General features: G+C 62.9%; 18 protein-coding genes, 1 tRNA gene and 1 riboswitch. Of the genes, 9 read left to right on the top strand and 10 right to left on the bottom strand.

From position 1 onward, the window contains the following. The first annotated feature begins 49 nt into the window (after nt 1–49). Nucleotides 50–952 (top strand): histone deacetylase family protein, encoded by a 903-nt coding sequence (locus AC1D1L_RS00790; RefSeq protein ID WP_477338037.1) that lies wholly within the window; start codon nt 50–52, stop codon nt 950–952. A 10-nt stretch (nt 953–962) separates the two neighbouring features. Here the strand turns inward: AC1D1L_RS00790 and AC1D1L_RS00795 are convergent, their stop codons facing one another. Further along, the gene (locus AC1D1L_RS00795) at nt 963–1226 is read right to left on the bottom strand and encodes a DUF6460 domain-containing protein (protein ID WP_477338039.1); all 264 of its coding nucleotides are present in this window, start codon (nt 1224–1226) and stop codon (nt 963–965) included. A 298-nt stretch (nt 1227–1524) separates the two neighbouring features. On the opposite strand from AC1D1L_RS00795, the gene AC1D1L_RS00800 reads away from it, so the two are divergent. Next, a tRNA-Gly gene (locus tag AC1D1L_RS00800) sits at nt 1525–1598 on the top strand. Between the two features lie 66 nt (nt 1599–1664). Here the strand turns inward: AC1D1L_RS00800 and AC1D1L_RS00805 are convergent. Together AC1D1L_RS00805 and AC1D1L_RS00810 are read right to left on the bottom strand one after the other, a co-directional pair. Continuing rightward, nucleotides 1665–2123, bottom strand: coding sequence for a hypothetical protein (locus AC1D1L_RS00805; protein WP_477338041.1), 459 nt, complete (start codon nt 2121–2123; stop codon nt 1665–1667). Nucleotides 2124–2402: 279 nt separating this feature from the next. Continuing rightward, nucleotides 2403–3392, bottom strand: a complete 990-nt coding sequence (locus tag AC1D1L_RS00810) for a LysR family transcriptional regulator (protein WP_352587406.1) — start codon at nt 3390–3392, stop codon at nt 2403–2405. A 314-nt stretch (nt 3393–3706) separates the two neighbouring features. On the opposite strand from AC1D1L_RS00810, the gene chvE reads away from it, so the two are divergent. From chvE to araD1, 4 genes are all read left to right on the top strand, one after another. Further along, the gene (chvE, locus tag AC1D1L_RS00815; protein WP_192258872.1) at nt 3707–4777 is read left to right on the top strand and encodes a multiple monosaccharide ABC transporter substrate-binding protein; all 1071 of its coding nucleotides are present in this window, start codon (nt 3707–3709) and stop codon (nt 4775–4777) included. Between the two features lie 122 nt (nt 4778–4899). Beyond that, nucleotides 4900–6432: a multiple monosaccharide ABC transporter ATP-binding protein gene (mmsA, locus tag AC1D1L_RS00820; RefSeq protein ID WP_112565521.1), complete on the top strand. Its 1533-nt coding sequence runs from the start codon at nt 4900–4902 to the stop codon at nt 6430–6432. Further along, nucleotides 6429–7721 (top strand): multiple monosaccharide ABC transporter permease, encoded by a 1293-nt coding sequence (mmsB, locus tag AC1D1L_RS00825; RefSeq protein WP_112565523.1) that lies wholly within the window; start codon nt 6429–6431, stop codon nt 7719–7721. The genes mmsA and mmsB overlap by 4 nt, the downstream gene beginning before the upstream one ends. 196 nt (nt 7722–7917) lie before the next feature. After that, the gene (araD1, locus tag AC1D1L_RS00830) at nt 7918–8910 is read left to right on the top strand and encodes an AraD1 family protein (RefSeq protein WP_477338044.1); all 993 of its coding nucleotides are present in this window, start codon (nt 7918–7920) and stop codon (nt 8908–8910) included. Nucleotides 8911–9085: 175 nt separating this feature from the next. On the opposite strand, the gene AC1D1L_RS00835 is transcribed toward araD1, so the two are convergent. Together AC1D1L_RS00835 and AC1D1L_RS00840 are read right to left on the bottom strand one after the other, a co-directional pair. Continuing rightward, complete coding sequence (locus AC1D1L_RS00835) at nt 9086–9856, bottom strand: ABC transporter substrate-binding protein (RefSeq protein ID WP_477338046.1); 771 nt, start codon at nt 9854–9856, stop codon at nt 9086–9088. 97 nt (nt 9857–9953) lie between these two features. Then, a complete protein-coding gene (locus AC1D1L_RS00840) occupies nt 9954–11048 on the bottom strand; it encodes a 2'-deoxycytidine 5'-triphosphate deaminase (RefSeq protein ID WP_477338048.1) in 1095 nt (364 codons plus the stop codon). Between the two features lie 78 nt (nt 11049–11126). Beyond that, a riboswitch (SAM riboswitch) is annotated at nt 11127–11204 on the top strand. Between the two features lie 58 nt (nt 11205–11262). On the opposite strand from AC1D1L_RS00840, the gene AC1D1L_RS00845 reads away from it, so the two are divergent. Further along, nucleotides 11263–12453 (top strand): O-succinylhomoserine sulfhydrylase, encoded by a 1191-nt coding sequence (locus AC1D1L_RS00845; protein ID WP_477338050.1) that lies wholly within the window; start codon nt 11263–11265, stop codon nt 12451–12453. Between the two features lie 39 nt (nt 12454–12492). Here AC1D1L_RS00845 and AC1D1L_RS00850 read toward each other — a convergent pair whose 3' ends face one another. After that, nucleotides 12493–13647, bottom strand: coding sequence for a ceramide glucosyltransferase (locus tag AC1D1L_RS00850; protein ID WP_477338052.1), 1155 nt, complete (start codon nt 13645–13647; stop codon nt 12493–12495). Nucleotides 13648–13855: 208 nt separating this feature from the next. On the opposite strand from AC1D1L_RS00850, the gene apaG reads away from it, so the two are divergent. After that, complete coding sequence (apaG, locus tag AC1D1L_RS00855) at nt 13856–14248, top strand: Co2+/Mg2+ efflux protein ApaG (protein ID WP_112565540.1); 393 nt, start codon at nt 13856–13858, stop codon at nt 14246–14248. A gap of 184 nt (nt 14249–14432) precedes the next feature. On the opposite strand, the gene AC1D1L_RS00860 is transcribed toward apaG, so the two are convergent. The 3 genes from AC1D1L_RS00860 to AC1D1L_RS00870 form a co-directional block, all read right to left on the bottom strand. Next, nucleotides 14433–15464, bottom strand: coding sequence for an Hsp33 family molecular chaperone (locus AC1D1L_RS00860; protein WP_477338054.1), 1032 nt, complete (start codon nt 15462–15464; stop codon nt 14433–14435). A 112-nt stretch (nt 15465–15576) separates the two neighbouring features. Continuing rightward, nucleotides 15577–16488, bottom strand: a complete 912-nt coding sequence (gene argF / locus AC1D1L_RS00865; protein WP_352587336.1) for an ornithine carbamoyltransferase — start codon at nt 16486–16488, stop codon at nt 15577–15579. Nucleotides 16489–16505: 17 nt separating this feature from the next. Further along, nucleotides 16506–17705 carry an acetylornithine transaminase gene (locus tag AC1D1L_RS00870; RefSeq protein ID WP_477338056.1) on the bottom strand — a complete coding sequence of 400 codons (1200 nt, stop codon included), beginning with the start codon at nt 17703–17705 and terminating at the stop codon, nt 16506–16508. A gap of 358 nt (nt 17706–18063) precedes the next feature. On the opposite strand from AC1D1L_RS00870, the gene AC1D1L_RS00875 reads away from it, so the two are divergent. Then, nucleotides 18064–18582 (top strand): GcrA family cell cycle regulator, encoded by a 519-nt coding sequence (locus AC1D1L_RS00875; RefSeq protein WP_477338058.1) that lies wholly within the window; start codon nt 18064–18066, stop codon nt 18580–18582. Between the two features lie 113 nt (nt 18583–18695). On the opposite strand, the gene AC1D1L_RS00880 is transcribed toward AC1D1L_RS00875, so the two are convergent. Beyond that, entirely contained in the window at nt 18696–19703 is a 1008-nt protein-coding gene (locus tag AC1D1L_RS00880) for a magnesium and cobalt transport protein CorA (protein ID WP_436258003.1), read from the bottom strand. Nucleotides 19704–19709: the final 6 nt, after the last annotated feature.

Below are 19709 nucleotides of genomic sequence, written 5' to 3' on the forward strand. Positions count from 1 at the left end.
AGGGCCAACCGAAATCTTCGGCCTGGCGCGAGCCCGCCGGATCCAGTGCATGCCCCTGCAGATCGTCCACCACCCCGATTACGACGCCGGCTTCGCCGTCAATCATCGCTTTCCAATGAGCAAATATCCGCTGCTGATGCAGGCCTTGCACGCGCGGGGTCTGATCCACGCCGAGGCGCTGTCGATGCCCGAGCCGGCGCCGGCCTCCTGGCTGAAGCTCGCCCATGCGGCCGACTATGTCGACCAGGTCATCGCTTGTGCGGTGCCCGAAAAGATCGAGCGCGAGATCGGCTTTACCGTGGGGCCACGTGTTTCGCTCAGGGCGCAGCTCGCCGCCGGCGGCACGGTACTGGCGGCGCGGCTGGCGCTCGTCAACGGCATTGCCTGCAACACCGCCGGCGGCAGCCACCATGCGCGGCGCGCGCAGGGCGCCGGCTTCTGCACCTTCAACGATGTCGCCGTCGCTTCGCTGGTGCTTCGCGCCGAAGGTGCCGCCGAAAACATCCTGATCGTCGATCTCGACGTGCATCAGGGTGACGGAACCGCGGACATTCTGGAAAACGAACCACGCGCCTTCACATTCTCCATGCATGGCGAGCGCAACTATCCCGTGCGCAAGATCGCCTCAGATCTCGACATCGCGCTGCCGGACGGCACCGGCGATGCCGCCTATCGCGAACGGCTGGGCGCCATCCTGCCGGAGCTCTCGGCCAAGGCGGGCTGGGACATCGTCTTCTACAATGCCGGTGTCGACGTCCATGCCGAGGACCGGCTTGGCCGGCTCTCGCTCAGCGATGCCGGCTTGCGTGCCCGCGACGCGATGGTGATCGGCCATTTCCGCGCGCTGGGCATTCCGGTCTGCGGCGTCATCGGCGGCGGCTATTCGACCGACGTGGCAGCACTGGCGGCCCGCCACGCCATCCTGTTCGAGGTGGCGGCGACCTTCGCCTGAGGAACGAAAGTTACTTCCGGTAGTTGGCAATCCTCAAGAAGATAAAGACCGGCACGACGATCGCGGCCCCAAGCAAGATATAGCCGAGGAAGCGGTCAATGGCGTGGAAACCCAGGTTCCACAGGTCGATGAAGAATTTCTGGACGCCATAAAAGACGTCCATCGGCGTCCAGCCGAAAGCGTTCATCACCAGGCCGACGAGGAACGATATGACCAGCAGCTTGACGATCACCCTGACGGGCGAGTCGCCGAGAAAGCGCGTCACTGCGGACAAGGCCTGCCTCCAGATTCGTGTGCCCGGATTCGGGGTACAGGTCCACGAATACGCACTTAGCCGCCCGGCATCAAGCCGGGGCGGCTTCGCTGTCGCCCGAGCAACCGTGCAGCAGGTCCCTCCGACATATTGCGGACAGGCTGTGAGGTCAGCCGCTAGGGTTAGACCTTCTCCAAATGCCACCCTAGCTCGCGCCGCCGAAGATGCTCCGGCCGGCCGGGTTTCCAACAGCCGTTTCCGACGAGCTATCCAAGAGCGATTGCCCGAAGCGGGCCCATCATGATATCGAAGTGCCGACGCGGGTATGATGTAATGGTAGCTTGTCAGCTTCCCAAGCTGAACGCGCGGGTTCGATTCCCGCTACCCGCTCCAGCAAAAATCAATGATCTAGACGGAGTTTGCCGGCGCCTGCCGCAGGCCTGCGCATTGCGACCCTGTTCATGCCTGCACCCCGGCGCATATGGGAAGGTGCATTGCCACCTCATCGGCTTCCATCCGCATCAGGGTGTGCGACAGGCCGCCATGCTCGGCGATCCACTGCCGCACCCAATCGGGGTATTGCGAGAGCAGGTAGTTGGCAGCGACGGCGTTCTGATGAGCGCCGACGCCGTACGGCAGATGGAAGCCGAAGGATGCACGCGGGGTAACGCAAAGCTGCTCGACGGGCAGGGACAGATAGAGCGTGCAGGCGCTGTCGCACGCCCCGTCAAAGTGCACTGGCTCATCGGCGGCGCGCAGTTTGGCGACGTGCAAAGCGAAGGTCACGATCTGGCCACCGGGATTGCCTTTCACCGTCTCCGCGTTCGCGGGCAGCGCCGTCAGGGTGGCGGCGAAGAGCCCAATCGCCATGGTCTTCAACGTCCATCCAAGCTTTGCAAGCGGCAGTTCAGTGTGCATCCTGTGGCCTCGCGTTTGTTTCGCGACGCCAACGCTAGCATCAAGATGGTTAACATTAGGCGGCGCTCATCAATTTTCCGATCAGTCTGTCACACTGGCGCGAACGAGATCCCTCCACCCGCTCCAACCTGCGGCGCAGGGCTGGGCGCGTGACCCGTTTTCCAATTTTCTTGGGGGCCGCAAAGGATCACGTTGGCGGGCACGCCAATGCCGCCATCCGTGTGGCCGCACCAGGTCCGGCTATAGTCCCGTTCCGCGCAAGGATGGAGTTCCCGGCCGTTATCCCACTTCGCGCAGGATGAAGTCGTGCAGCATTTTGGCGGCCGGCGACAGCGCGCGGTTCTTCACCGTGATCAGGCTGTAGGGGCGGACCTCGATGTCGAACTCGGTCTGGACGACGTCGATGGCGCCGGCGAGACCGTCGGGGTTCTGGATGAATTTTGCCACCTGGATCGACACCGGAGCGATGGCATCGGACTGCGCCACCATGACCAGGGTCAGCAGCAGCGAAGAGGTGTTGAGGATGCGGTCCGGCAGCGCGATGTTGCGGTTCAGGAAATTGCTTTCCATCGCCTGGCGCAGCGGCGAGCCGCCGGACTGGAAGACCCAGTCATACGCAGCCGTATCCTCCAGCCGCACGGCCTTGCCGTTGCTCAGCGGATGGCCGCGGCGCACGATCAGGCAGGCTTTTTCGACGCCGATGACGCGGGCCTCGAACAGCCGCGGATTGAGATCGTCGGGAATGCGGGCGATGATGAAATCATGGCGCGTGGCAATCAGCTCGCGCGCCAGCACGTTGGAGGTCTCGACCTGCATGGTGATCTCGATGCGCGGATAGATGCGGCGGATTTCGCGGATCGCCGGCACCGCCAGTTCGATCGCCGGCGCGGTCACTGCGCCTAGAAACACCGCGCCGCCCTTGCCAGCCTTGAGCTCGGAAATCTCGCGGTCGGCCTCGCGCATCTCGAGCAGGATGGAGCGGGCGCGCCTGGCCAGCGCCTTGCCGTAAGGGGTCAGCGTGATGCCGCGCGGCAGCCTTTCGCACAGCTTGACGTCGAGCACGGCTTCCATCTCGGCGATCATGCGTGACGCCGCCGGCTGCGAGATGTTCATCACCTGCGCCGCGGCACTCACACGGCCGTGGTCGTCGAGGGCGACGATCATGCGCATATGGCGCAGGCTGAGGCCGCTGCGCAAAAGGGTTTCGCTGCCGCCCGGGACCTCGTCGTAACCACTTGAGATTCCTGAGGAATTGCGCAGCGCCGCCATGATTTTCCCCTGCTCCCGCGCGTGATCGGCCGGCAATCCGACCAGGCCTTTATCCGCTCCTAATATATATCAGTTTCGATATAGCAACTATCAAAGATCGCATTTGACAGTTATGGCAAAGGGACACACCCTGAGCGCGTCTTGAGACTTGACGGTCGTTGACGAGCAAAATCGTATCGATCGAAATCAGCGTCTCGAGATTATTGGGAGGAATACCAGAGATCGACATGCCGGCGGTGGCGCGTTTCGCTTCCGTTCGACTGCGCGGCCCGCGAAGCCCCGGGGTGCCGCGTCCATCAACCAGGGAGAGTTAAGTGAAAATCATCAAGACACTGGCCGCCGTCGCGGCCCTCGGCATCGCTGCCATGACCTACTCGGCGCATGCAGCCGACAAGGGTCTCGTCGGCGTGCTGATGCCAACCAAGACCTCGCAGCGCTGGATCAATGATGGCGACGCCGTCAAGTCCCAGCTCGAGGCTCTCGGCTACACGGTCGACCTGCAGTACGCGCAGGACGACATCCCCAACCAGCTCAGCCAGCTTGAAAATGAAATCACCAAAGGCCCGAAGGCGCTGATCATCGCCTCGATCGACGGCACCACGCTGTCGGACGCGCTGCAGAAGGCCGCTGACGCCGGCGTCGTCGTCGTCGCCTATGACCGCCTGATCAAGAAGACCGCCAATGTCGACTACTACACCACCTTCGACAATTTCGGCGTCGGCGTGATCCAGGCGAACTCGCTGGTCAAGGGTCTCAAGGAGCGCTTCCCGAACACCAAGCCGTGGAACGTCGAACTGTTCGGCGGCTCGCCGGACGACAACAACGCCTTCTTCTTCTACAATGGCGCCATCTCCGTCCTGCAGCCGCTGATCGATGACGGCTCGATCAAGATCAAGTCCGGCCAGACCGGCATGGACAAGGTCGGTACGCTGCGTTGGCTCGCCGCCACCGCCCAGGCGCGCATGGACAACCTCCTGTCGGCCAACTACTCGGACGGCAGCCGCGTCGATGGCGTTCTGTCGCCCTATGACGGCCTGTCGCGCGGCATCACCGCCTCGCTGCGCGCTGTCGGCTATGGCACGGACGCCCAGCCCTGGCCGATCGTGACCGGCCAGGACGCCGAGACCGCCTCGGTCAAGCTGATCATCTCCGGCGAGCAGTACTCGACCGTGTTCAAGGACACCCGTGAACTGGCCAAGGCCACTGTCGAACTCGTCGACAAGGTGCTCTCGGGCGGCAAGCCGGAAGGCCTCGATGAAAAGACCTACAACAACGACGTCAAGGTCGTTCCTTCGATCCTTTTGACGCCGCATGATGTCGACAAGTCGAACTACCAGGCGCTGGTGGTCGACTCCGGCTACATCAAGGCCGACGAGCTGAAGTAAATTCGGTTGTAAAATCAGGGGTCCTGCTCAACGCAGGGCCCCTTTTCGTTCACCAGCGAGCCCGGTATTGTTGCCGACCTCGCCGGCAGTGTTTGCCGACCTCTCAAGGAGCGGTAGTTCCCATGGCCTCGACGATTTTGGAGATGCGCGACATCACCAAGACGTTCCCCGGCGTGAAGGCGCTGTCGAACGTCAACCTCAGTGTCGAGGAAGGCGAGATCCATGCCGTTGTCGGCGAGAACGGCGCCGGCAAATCGACGCTGATGAAAGTTCTCTCTGGCGTTTATGCAACCGGCACCTATGACGGCGCGATCGTCTACCGTGGCGAGGAATGCCATTTCAAGGGCATTCACGACAGCGAACACAAGGGCATCGTCATCATCCACCAGGAACTTGCGCTGGTGCCGATGCTGTCGATCGCCGAAAACATTTTCCTTGGCAATGAACACGCCAAATTCGGCGTCATCGACTGGAATGCCAACGAGACGCGCACCAGCGCCCTGCTGAAGAAGGTGGGCCTCAAGGAGGACCCCAAGACGCTGATCACCAATATCGGCGTCGGCAAGCAGCAGCTGGTCGAGATCGCCAAGGCGCTGAGCAAGGAAGTCAAGCTGCTGATCCTGGACGAGCCGACGGCGAGTCTGTCCGAAAAGGACAGCCAGGCGCTGCTCGACCTGCTGCTCGAGTTCAAGCGGCAAGGCATGACCTCGATCCTGATCTCGCACAAGCTCAACGAAGTGAACCGGGTCGCCGACAAGGTCACGGTCATCCGCGACGGGCGCACCATCGAAACACTTTCCAAGAAAGACATTTCGGAAGACCGCATCATCACCTCGATGGTCGGGCGCTCGCTCGACGATCGTTACCCGCCACGTGAGCCAAAGATCGGCGAGGTTGTGCTGCAGGTGAAGAACTGGTCTGTCTATCATCCGATCCATGCCGAGCGGCAAGTGATCAAGGGCATCGACATCAATGTGCGCAAGGGCGAGGTCGTCGGCATTGCTGGGCTGATGGGCGCCGGCCGCACCGAATTCGCCATGAGCCTGTTCGGCCGCTCCTATGGCCGCCATATCACCGGTGAAGTGCTGCTCAAGGGCAAGCCTATCGATGTCTCCTCGGTCAGCAAGGCGGTTGACCATGGCATTGCCTACGTCACCGAGGACCGCAAGACCTATGGTCTCAACCTGATCGATCATATCAAGCACAACATCACGCTGGCCAACCTTGGCGGCGTGTCGCGCCACGCCGTCATCGACGATTTGCGCGAACTCGCCGTCGCCAACGACTACAAGGCCAAGACCAACATCCGCTCGTCCAGCGTCTATCAGATGACCGGCAATCTGTCGGGCGGCAACCAGCAGAAGGTGGTGCTGTCGAAATGGCTGTTCGCCAATCCGGAAGTGCTCATCCTCGATGAGCCGACGCGCGGCATCGACGTCGGTGCCAAGTACGAAATCTACACCATCATCGCCCGCCTCGCCTCCGAAGGTAAGGCGATCATCGTCATCTCGTCGGAGATGCCTGAACTGCTCGGCATCACCGACCGCATCTACGTCATGAATGAAGGGCGCATGGTTGGAGAAATGGCGGCGAGCGACGCCAGCCAGGAAAAGATCATGCGCGCCATCGTTCGGGGAGAAGGAAAGCCATCATGACCACCGAAAGCGGTCCCGCGCCGAAAAGCGGCGTCGCCGAAGATGTGCAACAGGGGCCGCGCGTTGCCGTCTCGGCGCTGATCACCAATTTGCGCGACTACGGCCTGATACTGGCGCTGATCGCCATCATGGTGTTCTTCCAGTTCACCACCTCCGGCACGCTGTTCAAGCCGGTGAACCTGAGCAACCTGGTGCAGCAGAACTCGTTCATCATCGTGATGGCGCTGGGCATGCTTCTGGTCATCGTCTCCGGCCATATCGACCTCAGCGTCGGCTCCGTCGCCGGCTTCATCGGCGCGCTGGCGGCTATGATGATGGTCATCTGGCCACTTGGACCGTTCAGCAATCCGCTGGTGGTTTCAATCGTCTGCCTGATCGTCGGCGGCCTCATCGGCGCGGCACAGGGCTACTGGATTGCCTATCACCGAATACCGAGCTTCATCGTGACGCTGGCGGGAATGCTGATCTTCCGCGGCATCTGCCAGGCGCTGCTGGGTGGCGGGTCTTCGGTGGGGCCGCTTCCAGCCGGCTTCAAGGCGCTTAGTTCAGGCTTCATCCCGGATGTCATCGGCCCTTTGACGCTGATCCCACCAACGGTAAATGCGGCCGGCAAGACCATTGTAGGTAGCGGCATGACCCTGCACATGACGACGATCGTGCTGGGCCTGGTCGCCGTGCTCGCCTATGCCTATTTCGGGCTCAAGGCACGGCGTACCCGCGAAGCGCACGGCTACCAAGCCGAGCCTTTCACGCTGTTCGTCATCAAGACCCTGGTTACCAGCGCGCTGGCGCTGTTCCTGGTCTACCAATTTGCCAGCTACAGGGGCCTGCCGATCGTACTCATGGTGATGGGCGCACTGATCGCGCTGTTCGTCTTCGTCACAAAACGCATGACGATCGGCCGCCGCATCTACGCCATGGGCGGCAATGCCAAGGCGGCGCAACTGTCGGGCATCAAGACCGAGCGGCTGACCCTGATGGTGTTCGTCAACATGGGTGTGCTGTCGGCGCTTGGCGGCCTGATCATAGCGGCGCGCCTGGGACAAGCCGTGCCTGCCGCGGGCCTCGGCAGCGAGCTCGACGTCATCGCCGCGGTGTTCATCGGCGGCGCTTCGGCGATGGGCGGCGTTGGCCAGGTGATCGGCGCGGTGGTCGGCGGCTTCATCATGGGTGTGATGAACAACGGCATGTCGATCATGGGCGTCAATGTCGACTGGCAGCAGGTGGTCAAAGGCCTGGTGCTGCTCGGCGCAGTGGTCTTCGACGTATACAACAAAAACAAAGGTTAGACCGGGAGCGGAACCAGGACGGCATACGGGTCACATCGCGGCGCTGCCGGGCAGTGCAAGAAGTCCCCTGAAGGACCAGGATCGCGAGCGCAATCCGGACGAAGAGTTTTAACCCGTGACACGGATAGGTCCGCGCCGCGCCGGTAAGGTTTGTCAAAGCGGCAACCGAGCCAAGACAATTGAGAGAGGGTTCATCATGCTGATCTCCCAGATCCTCGACGACGCCGAGACGATCCGCGTCGTCGCCCGCAATGGCGGCAAGACCCGGATCATCAACGGCGCCCGCAGCGTCTATTCGCTGGCGATGGAAGCCGCGCGCACCGGCACCGGGCTGGCCGCACTGATCGAGCGCAAGGGATACGGTGAAGCCGTCGATCTCGACGCCGCCTACAAGAAGGGGCGGCTGGTGTCGCCGATCAACCATCCCGATCCGGCGCATCTGCATCTGACCGGCACCGGGCTCACCCACCTCGGATCGGCGGCGACGCGCGATTCCATGCACAAGAAGCTCAGCGACGGCGGCGAGGAACAACTCACCGATTCCATGAAGATGTTCCGCATGGGTCTGGAAGGCGGCAAGCCGGCCAAGGGCCAGACCGGCGTGCAGCCGGAATGGTTCTACAAGGGCAACGGCACCATGGCGGTGGCGCCGGGCGCGGCGCTGATGTCACCGGCCTTCGCGCAGGACGCCGGCGAAGAGCCGGAGATCGCCGGCATCTATGTCATCGGCGACGACGGCGCGCCGTTCCGCGTCGGCTTCACGCTGTCCAACGAGTTTTCCGACCACATCACCGAGCGGGTGAACTATCTGTTCCTGGCGCATTCCAAGCTGCGCAATGCCTCGTTTGGGCCGGAGATCCTGATCGGCGATCTGCCGGCCGACATCAGAGGCGCTTCGCGCATCCTGCGCGACGGCAATCTTTTGTGGGAAAAGCCGTTTCTGTCGGGCGAAGCGAACATGTCGCACACCATCGCCAATCTCGAGCACCACCATTTCAAATATTCGGCCTTCCGCCAGCCCGGGGACGTGCATGTGCACATGTTCGGTACGGCGACGCTGTCCTTCGCCGACGGCATCAGGACGCAGGCCGGCGACGTCTTCGAGATCGAGGCCGGAGATTTCGGCCTGCCGCTGCGCAACCCGCTGGAGATCGAGCAGCCGGTGAAGGTGGCAGTGAAGGCGTTGTAGAAAGGGTGATCTCCCCCCTGCGGGGGAGATGTCGCCGAAGGCGACAGAGGGGGTCATAGCGCGTGAAGCGCCGACGTCTTCCGCGGCCCAGAGGGCGCTGGCGTTCTACGCGCAGCGACCCCCTCTGGCCTGCCGGCCATCTCCCCCTCAAGGGGGGAGATTAGCAGCTCCAATCTCAATAAATATCAAAATCGAAATACTTGGCCTGGATCTTCTTGTAGGTGCCGTCGGCGACGATGGCGTCGATCGCCGCGTTGAGCTTGTCGCGCAGTGCGGTGTCTTCCAGGCGCACCGCGATGCCGGCTTGCGTCTCGGTGCCCTTGACGTCGCCGACCAGCTTGCAGCAGCCGTCGCTCGCCTTCTTCAGCCAGTCCATCAGCACGAACTTGTCTGAGATCACCGCGTCGAGACGGCCATTCTGCAGGTCGGTGATCGCCTCTTCCTGAGTCGGGTAGAGTTTTGCCTCCGCACCGGCCTTGCCATAGGCGTTTTGGGCGTAGTCGGCCTGGGTGGTCGACGCCTGCGCGCCGACCGTCTTGCCGGCAAGGGCGGCCGGTTCGGTGGACGTGAGGTCGCTGTCCTTCGGCGCCACCAGCGCCAGCGGGGTGGTGTAGTATTTGTTGGTGAAGGCGACCTGCTTCTTGCGCTCCTCGGTGATGCTCATCGAGGCGATGATGGCATCGAATTTCTTCGCCTGCAGCGCTGGAATGATGCCGTCCCAGTCCTGGGTGACGATCTCGCATTCGACGTTCATTTGCGCGCACAGCGCATTGGCAATGTCGATGTCGAAGCCTTCGACCTTGCCGTCAGATGTAATGGTGTTGAAGGGCGGATAGGCGCCTTCGGTGCCGATCTTCAACTTCTCCTGCGCCTGCGCCAGCGATCCGGCCGCCATCACCAGCATGGCAGCGCTTGCCGCCGATATGATCCATCTTGAAATCTGCATTTTTAGGTTCCCCTTGCACGCCGGTCTCTTGCCGGCCATTAAAAGGCAGCCAAGCACGGTGAGCCAACGCAGGCAAGTATTTTGCCTGACGGTGAGGCTAGCCGGCGGTGCGGAAATGCTTGGAGAGCTTCAGGCCCTGCGCCTGGTAATTCGAACCTAGATCGGTGCCGTAGAGCGCCTGCGGCCGCTTAAGCATATGCTCGTAGACCAGCCGGCCGACGATCTGGCCATGGTCGAGGATGAACGGCACTTCATGGCTGCGCACTTCGAGCACCGCCCGGCTGCCGGTCCCGCCTGAGGCCGAATGGCCGAAGCCGGGATCGAAGAAGCCGGCATAGTGGACGCGAAACTCGCCGACCAGCGGATCGAAAGGCGTCATCTCGGCGGCGTAGAGCGGCGGCACGTGCACAGCCTCACGGCTGACCAGAATGTAGAATTCGTCGGGATCGAGCACCAGTTCGCCGGCGCCGCTCTTGTAGAGCGGCTCCCAGAAATCGACGGCATCCTGCGCGGCGCGCTTGTCGACGTCGACCAGGCCGGTGTGATGCTTGCCGCGATAGCCGACCAGCCCGTTGTAATCGCCGTCGAGATCGATCGACAGCGCAATGCCACCGCCGGAAATGTTTGGCGGCTCGGTCGCGACCAGCATCTCGGCCCGGTGCAATTCATTCAGCTCTGCCTCCGACAACAGCGCATTGCCGGTGCGGAACCTGATCTGCGACAGGCGCGAGCCGGCGCGCACGACGATCGGGAAGGTGCGCGGGCTGACCTCGAGATAGAGCGGCCCGTGATAGCCGGCGGCGATCTTGTCGAACTCGTGGCCGCGGTCGGTCATCACCCGGGTGAAGATGTCGAGCCGTCCGGTCGAGCTCTTGGGATTGGCCGAGGCGGAAATATTGGCCGGCAGGGCGAGGCTCTCGAGCAGCGGCACGATGTAGACGCAGCCGGTCTCCAGCACCGCGCCTTCGGTCAGGCTGATCTCGTGCAGCTTCAGCCGGTCGAGCTTCTCCGACACCTTGTGGTTGGGGCCGGGCAGGAAGGAGGCGCGGACGCGAAAAGCCTTGTCGCCGAGCCTGAGATCGAGGCTGGCCGGCTGTACCTGGTCGACATCGAGCGCGCGCGGCGACTTCAGCGCGCCGGACTGGAACAGCGCGGAAATATCCTGATCGGGAAGAATGCCTGTCTGCCGCAATGGCTGGCTCCGCTCCAACTGGTACAAACCTCTTAATGAAGCCGGCAATTGACGCAAGCATGGCTGAGGTCTAAAGGGTCGTTTTCCCGTGGTGATTTGGCCGGTCGGCTTGCAGCCACGTTAAACAAGTCGCTAAAGGACCGTCGGGCCGCAAGGCCGTATGGACCGGTTGCGACTTTCGCGGCCGGTTTTTTTTGTGTCTGGAAGAAAAGCGATGAGCACCAAGAAGCGTAACTGGAAGCCTCAGACCGCACTCGTGCATGGGGGGACGCTGCGTTCCCAGTTCGGCGAAACGTCGGAAGCGATGTACCTCACCCAGGGCTATGTCTACGAGACGGCGCAGGCCGCCGAAGCCCGTTTCAAGGGCGAGGAGCCGGGCTTCATCTATTCGCGCTATGCCAATCCGACCGTCGACATGTTCGAAAAGCGCATGTGCGCGCTGGAAGGCGCCGAAGATGCCCGCGCCACGGCATCGGGCATGGCGGCAGTGACGGCAGCGCTGCTGTGCAGCGCCAGGGCCGGCGACCATATCGTTGCGGCGCGCGCGCTGTTTGGCTCCTGCCGCTGGGTGGTCGAAACGCTGGCGCCGAAATACGGCATCGAGGCGACGCTGGTCGACGGCACCGACATCGCCAACTGGGAAAAGGCGGTCAGGCCGAACACAAAGCTGTTCTTCCTGGAAAGCCCGACCAATCCGACGCTGGAAGTGGTCGACATCGCCGCTGTCGCGTCGCTCGCCACCTCGATCGGCGCCAGGCTGATCGTCGACAACGTCTTTGCCACGCCCTTGCAGCAGAAGCCCTTGCAGCTCGGCGCCCACATCGTCGTCTACTCCGCAACCAAGCACATTGACGGCCAGGGACGCTGTCTGGGCGGCATCATCCTGTCGGACAAGAAGTGGATCGACGAAAATCTGCACGACTATTTCCGCCACACGGGTCCGAGCCTGTCGCCGTTCAACGCCTGGACGCTGCTGAAGGGCCTGGAGACGCTGCCGGTGCGGGTGCGCCAGCAGACGGAAAGTGCCGGCAAGATCGCCGATTTCCTGGCCGGACAGCCGGAGATCGCCCGCGTCATCTATCCCGGCCGCGCCGACCATCCGCAGGCTGACATCGTCAAGAAGCAGATGGCGGGCGGCTCGACGCTGATCTGCCTCGACGTCAAGGGCGGCAAGCAGGCGGCCTTCGCCTTGCAGAACGCGCTCGACATCGTGCTGATCTCCAACAATCTCGGTGACGCCAAGAGCCTGATCACCCATCCGGCAACGACAACACACAAGAACCTCAGCGACGAGGCGCGCGCCGAACTCGGCATCGGGCCGGGAACGCTGAGGCTGTCGGTCGGTCTTGAGGATACGGACGATCTGCTCGAGGACGTTGCACAGGCGCTGAAGGCGGCGAAGTAGCGGCCTGCTCCGAAAGCAAGGCAAAGGCCTGGGCGGCGCTCAGGTGCCCGACGCGGCCTCTTCGAGTTCCGTCATCGCCTTGGTGCGGATGGTCATGGCATTGCCGCGCCATTCGACCGCGCCGCCGAGCCAACCGCGCGACCAGATGGCGGGAAGCATCACATCGCGCACGATCATGGCGGTGACGATGCGCGGTGACAAATACCAGCCCTTGGCCCAGGCGAGCAGGCATTCCGGCACATAGGCAAAGGCCAGAACGCACAAAGCCGTGGTGGGCATGCTGACGCCGGCGCTTGCCGCCGCGACCAGTGCCAGCAGCAGCGGCACCGCCACACCCGTCAGGATCTCGGGCGTGTAGAACAGCGGGAAGGTGACGCGGCGCAGCCGCGCCCAGCGCGTCTGGCGCGACCAGATCTCGGCAAACGTACGCTGGCCGAGCGGCTGTTCGAAGGGCGAGGCAATGAGATTGACGCGCAGGCCGAGCCCATTGACCAGCTTGGTCGCGGCGGCATCCTCGGCGATCTCGGCGGCAAGCGCCTCGATGCCGCCATTGGCGTCGAGCATCGACTTGTTCCACAGCATGCTCTTGCCCTGGGCAAAGCCGAGACCAAGGGCTTCGCCGGCATATTGCCAGCGCGCCTGCAGCGTGTTGAGGAAGGCGCATTCGACCTCGGCCCAAAAACCGTCCGGCCGCGAGCCGATCGGGGTCGAGCAGACAAGCCCGGTGTCCGGCCGCCAGGCCGCCATCAGATGCTGGACATAGTCGACAGGCATCAGCACGTTGGAATCGGCCAGGATGACCCAGTTGTGCTGCGCCGCCACCCAACCCTTCACGCAATTGTTGAGCTTGGGGTTGGCGCTGACCCGGTCATCGCCGATCAGCAGCTGCGCCGCCACCTTTGGAAACCGGGCAATCGCCCGGTTTATCAGTTTGACCACCGGATCGTCGGCATGGGCGACGCAGAAGATCAGCTCGTAGCGCGGCCAGTCGAGCGAGAAGGCACGGGCAAGCGTCTCCTCGGTAAACGGTTCGACGCCGCGCGACGGCACCACGATCGACACCGGCGGCGCCTTTCTGGCCGGCGGAGCAATCTGGCGCGGCCGCTTCAAGCTGAGCGAGGCGAGCACAATGCTGGCGAGATTGGAAAGAAGCAGGAGTGTCGAAAGCAGCGCTGCTATGACTGTCAGTTCCATCGAGATCTGGTCACTCCGGGAAAAAGCGGCCAGGAATGGCCGTTTTCAACAGTTCGACAGAGCGCTGAGTCGCCCGATACGGTTCGTGCACACCATCATTGTCATGTGTCACTTAAATGACATTGTTGTTCGGCACCTGCGCATGAGACCCTAATCGGGAGTAGAGCAAGAGCGCCGACAGGTCCGTTGGTGTCGTTTGGAGCAGCCTATGTACCGCGCCGTCACGCGCAACATCGAAGTGCAGGTCAGACCGTTCTATCTGGAGGATCGCTCCGATCCGTCGGAGAACCGCTATGTCTGGGGCTACCAGGTGACGATCGACAACCAGTCGGACGAGTTCGTGCAGCTTATGTCGCGCTACTGGCACATCACCGACGGCAGCGGCCGGGTCGAAGAGGTGCGCGGCGCTGGCGTCGTCGGCGACCAGCCCGAGCTCAATCCCGGCGACAGCTATCAATATACGTCCGGCTGCCCGCTCTCGACCCCGTCGGGCTTCATGGTCGGGCATTACACCATGCGCAATAAAAGGGGCGAGACGTTCGACATCGCTATCCCGGCGTTTTCGCTGGATCTGCCGGGGACACGGCGGACGGTGAATTAGCGTCTTTCTCCCCGTTTACGGGGAGAAATGCCCGGCAGGGCAATGAGGGGCGGCGCTGGCTCGTGAGGTTATCTTCTACGCGTATGATGGAGACTAGGCGCACGACTATTCACCAATGGTCGCGCTGCCCCTTATCCGCCCTTCGGGCACTTTCTCCCCGTGAAACGGGGAGAAAGAAGAGGCCTTACTGAGCCGCGAATTCCGCTGGGTCGAAGTCATACTGCTTCGAGCAGAACTCGCAGGCGACGTGAATGCCGCCATCCTCGGTGCTCTCCTTGATCTCTTCGGCGGAGAAGCCTTCGAGAATGCCGCGGATCTTGTCGCGCGAGCACGAGCACCGGTCGGCGACCGGAACGCCGCCGAAGACGCGCACGCCGTGTTCATGGAACAACCGGTAGAGCAACCGCTCGGCGCCGATGGTCGGGTCGATCAGTTCGGTTGGCTCGATGGTGCCGAGCAGGGCCACCAGTTCAAGCCATGAATTGTCGGCCGGTTCATGCGTGACGTCGCGCGGATCGCCGTCGCCGCCCGAAATGTCGGGCACGCGCATGCGCTCGGGCGACTGCGGCAGGAACTGCGCCAGGATGCCGCCGGCGCGCCATTGTTCGCGCGCGCCACCGGGGCCCGGCGTCAGAAGCTTGGCCACCGAAAGCCTGAGCTCGGTCGGGATCTGTTCCGACTGGCGGAAATAGGTGCGCGCGGCGTCTTCCAACGTCTCGCCGTCGAGCTGGACGATGCCCTGATAGCGTTGCGTGTGCGCGCCCTGGTCGATGGTCAGCGCCAGCACGCCGCTGCCCAACAGCGTCTGCTGCGAGGTCTCGCCGGCAGCCACCAAGGCCTCAAGCCGATCGGCGTCGAAGCGGGCATAGGCGCGCAATGCCGAGGGCGTGGAGAAATCCGCAACCAGCATGTCGACCGGCCCGTCGGTGCGGGTCTGCAGGATGAACTTGCCTTCGAACTTCAAAGAGGTGCCAAGCAGCACCGTCAGCACACAGGCTTCTGCCAGCAGCCGGGCAACCGGCTCGGGATAGTCGTGGCGGCTGAGGATGGCGTCGAGCATCGGCCCGAGCTGCACGGTGCGGCCGCGCACGTCGAGCGGGCCGACCTCGAACGGCACGACGTGATCGTCGCCGGCATAGCCGAACTCGCCGAGTTTGGGGTGATGTTCAGTCACTTGATGCGTTTCCAACATGACAAAGCTCCAGGGCGCGGCCATGCGGCCCGGAGGGGTGCATGCGTCCAAACGCGCTTGATTTGCGTGATGCGGCGCAGATAGGCATCACGCCGCCCCAGATCAAGCGCCCAAGCACGTCAGGCACCAAGACACTTCAAGCCCCAAGACACCAGGCGAGCACAGCCTTCTGGGCGTGGAGCCGGTTCTCGGCCTCGTCGAAGACCACCGAATGCGGGCCGTCGATGACCTCATCAGTGACTTCCTCACCGCGATGCGCCGGCAGGCAGTGCATGAACAGGGCGTCGGGCTTGGCCCGAGCCATCAGCGCCGCATTGACCTGATAGGGCGAGAAGACATTGTGGCCGCGGGCGCGGTGTTCCTGGCCCATCGACACCCAGCAGTCGGTGACGATGCAATCGACCTGGTCGACGGCTTCCTCCGGCGAGCGGGTGAAATGCAGCTTGCCGCCATTGGTCTTCGACCAGTCGATATGCTTCTGCGCCGGCTCGCTGCCTTCCGGCACCGCGACATTGAGGTTGAAGCGGAAGCGCGCCGAGGCTTCGAGCAGCGAATGCAGCACATTATTGCCGTCGCCGGTCCAGGCGATGGTCTTGCCGGCCACCGGACCGCGATGCTCCTCGAAGGTCATGATGTCGGCCATCAGCTGGCAGGGATGGGTGTCATCCGTCAGACCGTTGATGACGGGAATGGTGGCATTCTCGGTAAGCTCCAGCAGCCGTTCATGCGACGTCGTGCGGATCATGATGGCGTCGACATAGCGCGACAGCACCTTGGCGGTGTCGGCGATGGTCTCGGAGCGACCGAGCTGCATCTCGGTGCCGGTCAGCATGATGGTCTCGCCGCCGAGTTGGCGCATGCCGACGTCGAAGGAGACACGCGTGCGCGTCGACGGCTTGTCGAAGATCATCGCCAGCACCTTGCCCTCGAGCGGCCTGGTGCGCTCGCCGGCCTTGAGGCGCGCCTTGCGCACCACCGCATCGTCCAGCATGAACCGCAGATCGCCTTCGGAAACGGCGGAAAGATCGGTGAAATGACGAAGTGACATCAGGAATGGTTCCGGGGTTACTTCGCGGCGGCCGCGGTGATGGCGTCGGCCAGGCCTTTGGCGCCGGCGCGGATGCGATCGAGCGCCTCTTTGATCTCGGCGTCGGTGACGGTGAGCGGCGGCAGCAGGCGGATGACGTTGTCGCCGGCCGGTACCGCCAGGAGATGCTGGTCGCGCAGCGCCATATTGACCTTGGTGTTGGGCATGGCGCATTTCAGGCCGAGCATCAGGCCGGTGCCCCTGATGTCTTCGATGACATCGGGAAATTCGTCGGCGACGGCCGCCAAGCCCTGTTTCATCAGCAATGCCTTGCGCTGGACGTCCTCGAGGAAACCGTCTTCCAGCACGACGTCGAGCACGGCATTGCCGACCGCCATGGCCAGCGGATTGCCGCCGAAGGTGGTGCCATGCACGCCTGCCGTCATGCCGACGGCAGCTTCGTCGGTGGCTAGGCACGCGCCCATCGGGAAGCCGCCGCCAATGCCCTTGGCGATCGCCATGATGTCGGGCGTCACGCCGGTCCATTCATGCGCGAACAGCTTGCCGGTGCGGCCGATGCCGCACTGGACCTCATCGAAGATCAACAACAGGCCGTGCTGGTCGCAAAGCTGCCGCAGCCGCTTAAGAGATTGCGTCGGCACCGGGCGGATGCCGCCCTCGCCCTGCACCGGTTCGATCAGGATCGCGGCGGTCTCTGATGTGATCGCCTTCTCGGCGGCATCGATGTCGTCGAAGCCGACCTGGTCGAAACCCTCGACCTTGGGGCCGAAACCCTCGAGATATTTGTACTGGCCGCCGGCGGCGATGGTCGCCAGCGTACGGCCATGGAAGGCGCCTTCGAAGGTGATGACGCGGAAGCGCTCGGGGTGGCCCTTGACGAACTGGTAGCGCCGCGCCGTCTTGATCGCGCATTCCAAGGCCTCGGCGCCGGAATTGGTGAAGAACACCTTGTCGGCGAAGGTAGCCTCGGCCAACCGCTCGCCCAGCCGGGTCTGCCCCGGGATCTCGTAGAGATTGGAGACGTGCCAGAGCTTGGCCGCCTGTTCGGTCAGCGCCGAGACCAGATGCGGATGGCTGTGGCCCAACGAATTGACCGCGATGCCGCCAGCAAAATCGAGATATCGCTCGCCCTTGTCGGTAACCAGCCAAGTGCCTTCACCGTGGTCGAAGGCCAGGGGTGCGCGAGCAAAGGTCTCGTAAAGCGCCGAACCGCTCATTATATGCGTCTCCGGTACCGGAAAATCAAAAAAGCCGCCAAAGCGGCGGCCTTGTGCGGCTTATCGTGTTTTTCGGCCATGAAGTCAACGAAAACGTCGTGCAAAGGCGCGCGGCAAGCTCCCGACGAGACGCCGGCTCATAAGCGACCGGGCAAGTTGGGGAAAACCGAAAAAACCGATTCGTGTTGCACCTGGGACTCTTGTCACCGAGTCAACACATGAGGTAATTGTAGTCGGGAAATAACTAGATTTCGTGCGGCGGACCTAATCACCTAATATATGTGGTGTCTGCCCCGGCAAAGGTTGCCGGGTCGGGAATGGATTCCGGCTGCCGCACGCTTAGCAGGAGCGCGGTCTCATGAACTGGACTGACGAGCGGGTAGAACTTCTCAGAAAACTGTGGTCGGAAGGTTTGAGCGCAAGCCAGATCGCGGCCCAACTCGGCGGGGTCAGCCGCAACGCCGTCATCGGCAAGGTGCATCGGCTGAAGCTGTCGGGCCGCGGACGCTCGACCGCAACGCCGGCGCGCCAGAAGAAGACGACGCAGGGATCTTCGATCCAGAAGTCGGTGTCGCGCGCCGCAACCACGCAGCGTCACGTCACCACCTCGATCGGGGCAACCGCGCTGCAGGCACAGTTCGACGCCGAGCCGGTGGCTCGCCACTACATCCGCCCGGTCGAGAACGTCGTCGTGCCGATCTCGCGGCACCTGCAGCTCACCGACCTCACCGAGCGTACCTGCAAATGGCCGAACGGCGATCCGCTGTCGGAAGACTTCAACTTCTGCGGCAACGAGGCCGCCGAAACCGGACCTTACTGCAAGTACCACGCAAGGGTCGCGTTCCAGCCGGCTTCGGAGCGGCGGCGGAGCAGGTAAGGTGTCAGGGGAATAGGGCAGTAGGGCAGTATGTTTTTGAACTGCGCTCGTGAGGCGTCGTCTTAACCTACTGCCCTACTGCCCTACTGCCCTACTGCCCTACTGCCCTACCCTCACAGCCATCCATTCTTGCGAAAACGCCAATACAAAAACGAGCAGATGCAGGCGATCGCGGTCAGCACTACCGGGTAGCCGTATTCCATCTTCAGTTCCGGCATGTCATCGAAATTCATGCCGTATATGCCGGCGAGCGCCGTCGGCACCGCCAGTATGGCGGCCCATGACGCCAGCTTCTTGGTATTCGCCGTTTCCTGGCTCTGGCCAACCAGCAAGCTGGCTTCGAAGGCGAAGGCCAGAACCTCGCGCAGACTGTCGATTTTTTCCTGGACGGTGCGAATGTGGTCGGTCACATCGCGGAACAGCGGGTGCATGGCGCTATGGATCTGCGGCAGTTCGGCGCTGGTCAGCCGGCGGCAGACCTCGACCAAGGGAAGTGCGGCATTGCGCAGGCGCAACAGATCGCGGCGCAGCATATAGAGCCGCTCTATGTCGGGACCGGTCATCGGCTTCAGCAGGATCTTGTCTTCGATCGCCTCGACCTCGTCCTCGATCTGCTCGAGCACCGGCATGTAATTGTCGACGATGAAGTCGAGAATGGCGTAGAGGACGAAGTCCTCGCCCTTGGCCAGCGAATGCGGGCAGCTTTCCCAGTGCTGACGGACGGCGGCATAGGAGGTCGAGGGACCATGCCTGACACTGACAATGTAGCCAGAGCCGACGAATAGGTGGGTTTCGCCGAAGGTGACGCGGCCGTCGATCAGCTGGGCGGTGCGGGCGACGATGAACAAGGCATCGCCATATTGTTCGATCTTTGGCCGCTGGTGCGGATGCTCGGCATCCTCGATCGCCAGCTCATGCAGATGGAACTGCGCCTTGACGCGCAGCAACAGCTCGCGGTCGGGTTCGAGCAGGCCGATCCAGACGACATGGCCCGATTTCCTCGCCCATTCGCCGGCCTCTTCGATCGGGATGTCGGCGATGCGCTTGCCGGCGGTGTAGACGCTCGACGCGATGATGCCGGACGATGCCGGCGCCGGCTTGAACTCTCGGACATATTCCATCGCAGC

The sequence above is a fragment of the Mesorhizobium sp. P2_D6 genome (assembly GCF_056404315.1).

Excerpts from the sequence above, each read along its gene's own strand:
- AC1D1L_RS00790 (WP_477338037.1), top strand. The coding sequence starts at position 50 with ATGCCCCTGCAGATCGTCCACCACCCCGATTACGACGCCGGCTTCGCC.
- AC1D1L_RS00805 (WP_477338041.1), bottom strand. The coding sequence starts at position 2,123 with ATGCACACTGAACTGCCGCTTGCAAAGCTTGGATGGACGTTGAAGACC.
- AC1D1L_RS00810 (WP_352587406.1), bottom strand. The coding sequence starts at position 3,392 with ATGGCGGCGCTGCGCAATTCCTCAGGAATCTCAAGTGGTTACGACGAG.
- mmsA (WP_112565521.1), top strand. The coding sequence starts at position 4,900 with ATGGCCTCGACGATTTTGGAGATGCGCGACATCACCAAGACGTTCCCC.
- mmsB (WP_112565523.1), top strand. The coding sequence starts at position 6,429 with ATGACCACCGAAAGCGGTCCCGCGCCGAAAAGCGGCGTCGCCGAAGAT.
- araD1 (WP_477338044.1), top strand. The coding sequence starts at position 7,918 with ATGCTGATCTCCCAGATCCTCGACGACGCCGAGACGATCCGCGTCGTC.
- AC1D1L_RS00835 (WP_477338046.1), bottom strand. The coding sequence starts at position 9,856 with ATGCAGATTTCAAGATGGATCATATCGGCGGCAAGCGCTGCCATGCTG.
- AC1D1L_RS00845 (WP_477338050.1), top strand. The coding sequence starts at position 11,263 with ATGAGCACCAAGAAGCGTAACTGGAAGCCTCAGACCGCACTCGTGCAT.
- AC1D1L_RS00850 (WP_477338052.1), bottom strand. The coding sequence starts at position 13,647 with ATGGAACTGACAGTCATAGCAGCGCTGCTTTCGACACTCCTGCTTCTT.
- apaG (WP_112565540.1), top strand. The coding sequence starts at position 13,856 with ATGTACCGCGCCGTCACGCGCAACATCGAAGTGCAGGTCAGACCGTTC.
- AC1D1L_RS00860 (WP_477338054.1), bottom strand. The coding sequence starts at position 15,464 with ATGGCCGCGCCCTGGAGCTTTGTCATGTTGGAAACGCATCAAGTGACT.
- argF (WP_352587336.1), bottom strand. The coding sequence starts at position 16,488 with ATGTCACTTCGTCATTTCACCGATCTTTCCGCCGTTTCCGAAGGCGAT.
- AC1D1L_RS00870 (WP_477338056.1), bottom strand. The coding sequence starts at position 17,705 with ATGAGCGGTTCGGCGCTTTACGAGACCTTTGCTCGCGCACCCCTGGCC.
- AC1D1L_RS00875 (WP_477338058.1), top strand. The coding sequence starts at position 18,064 with ATGAACTGGACTGACGAGCGGGTAGAACTTCTCAGAAAACTGTGGTCG.
- AC1D1L_RS00880 (WP_436258003.1), bottom strand. The coding sequence starts at position 19,703 with ATGGAATATGTCCGAGAGTTCAAGCCGGCGCCGGCATCGTCCGGCATC.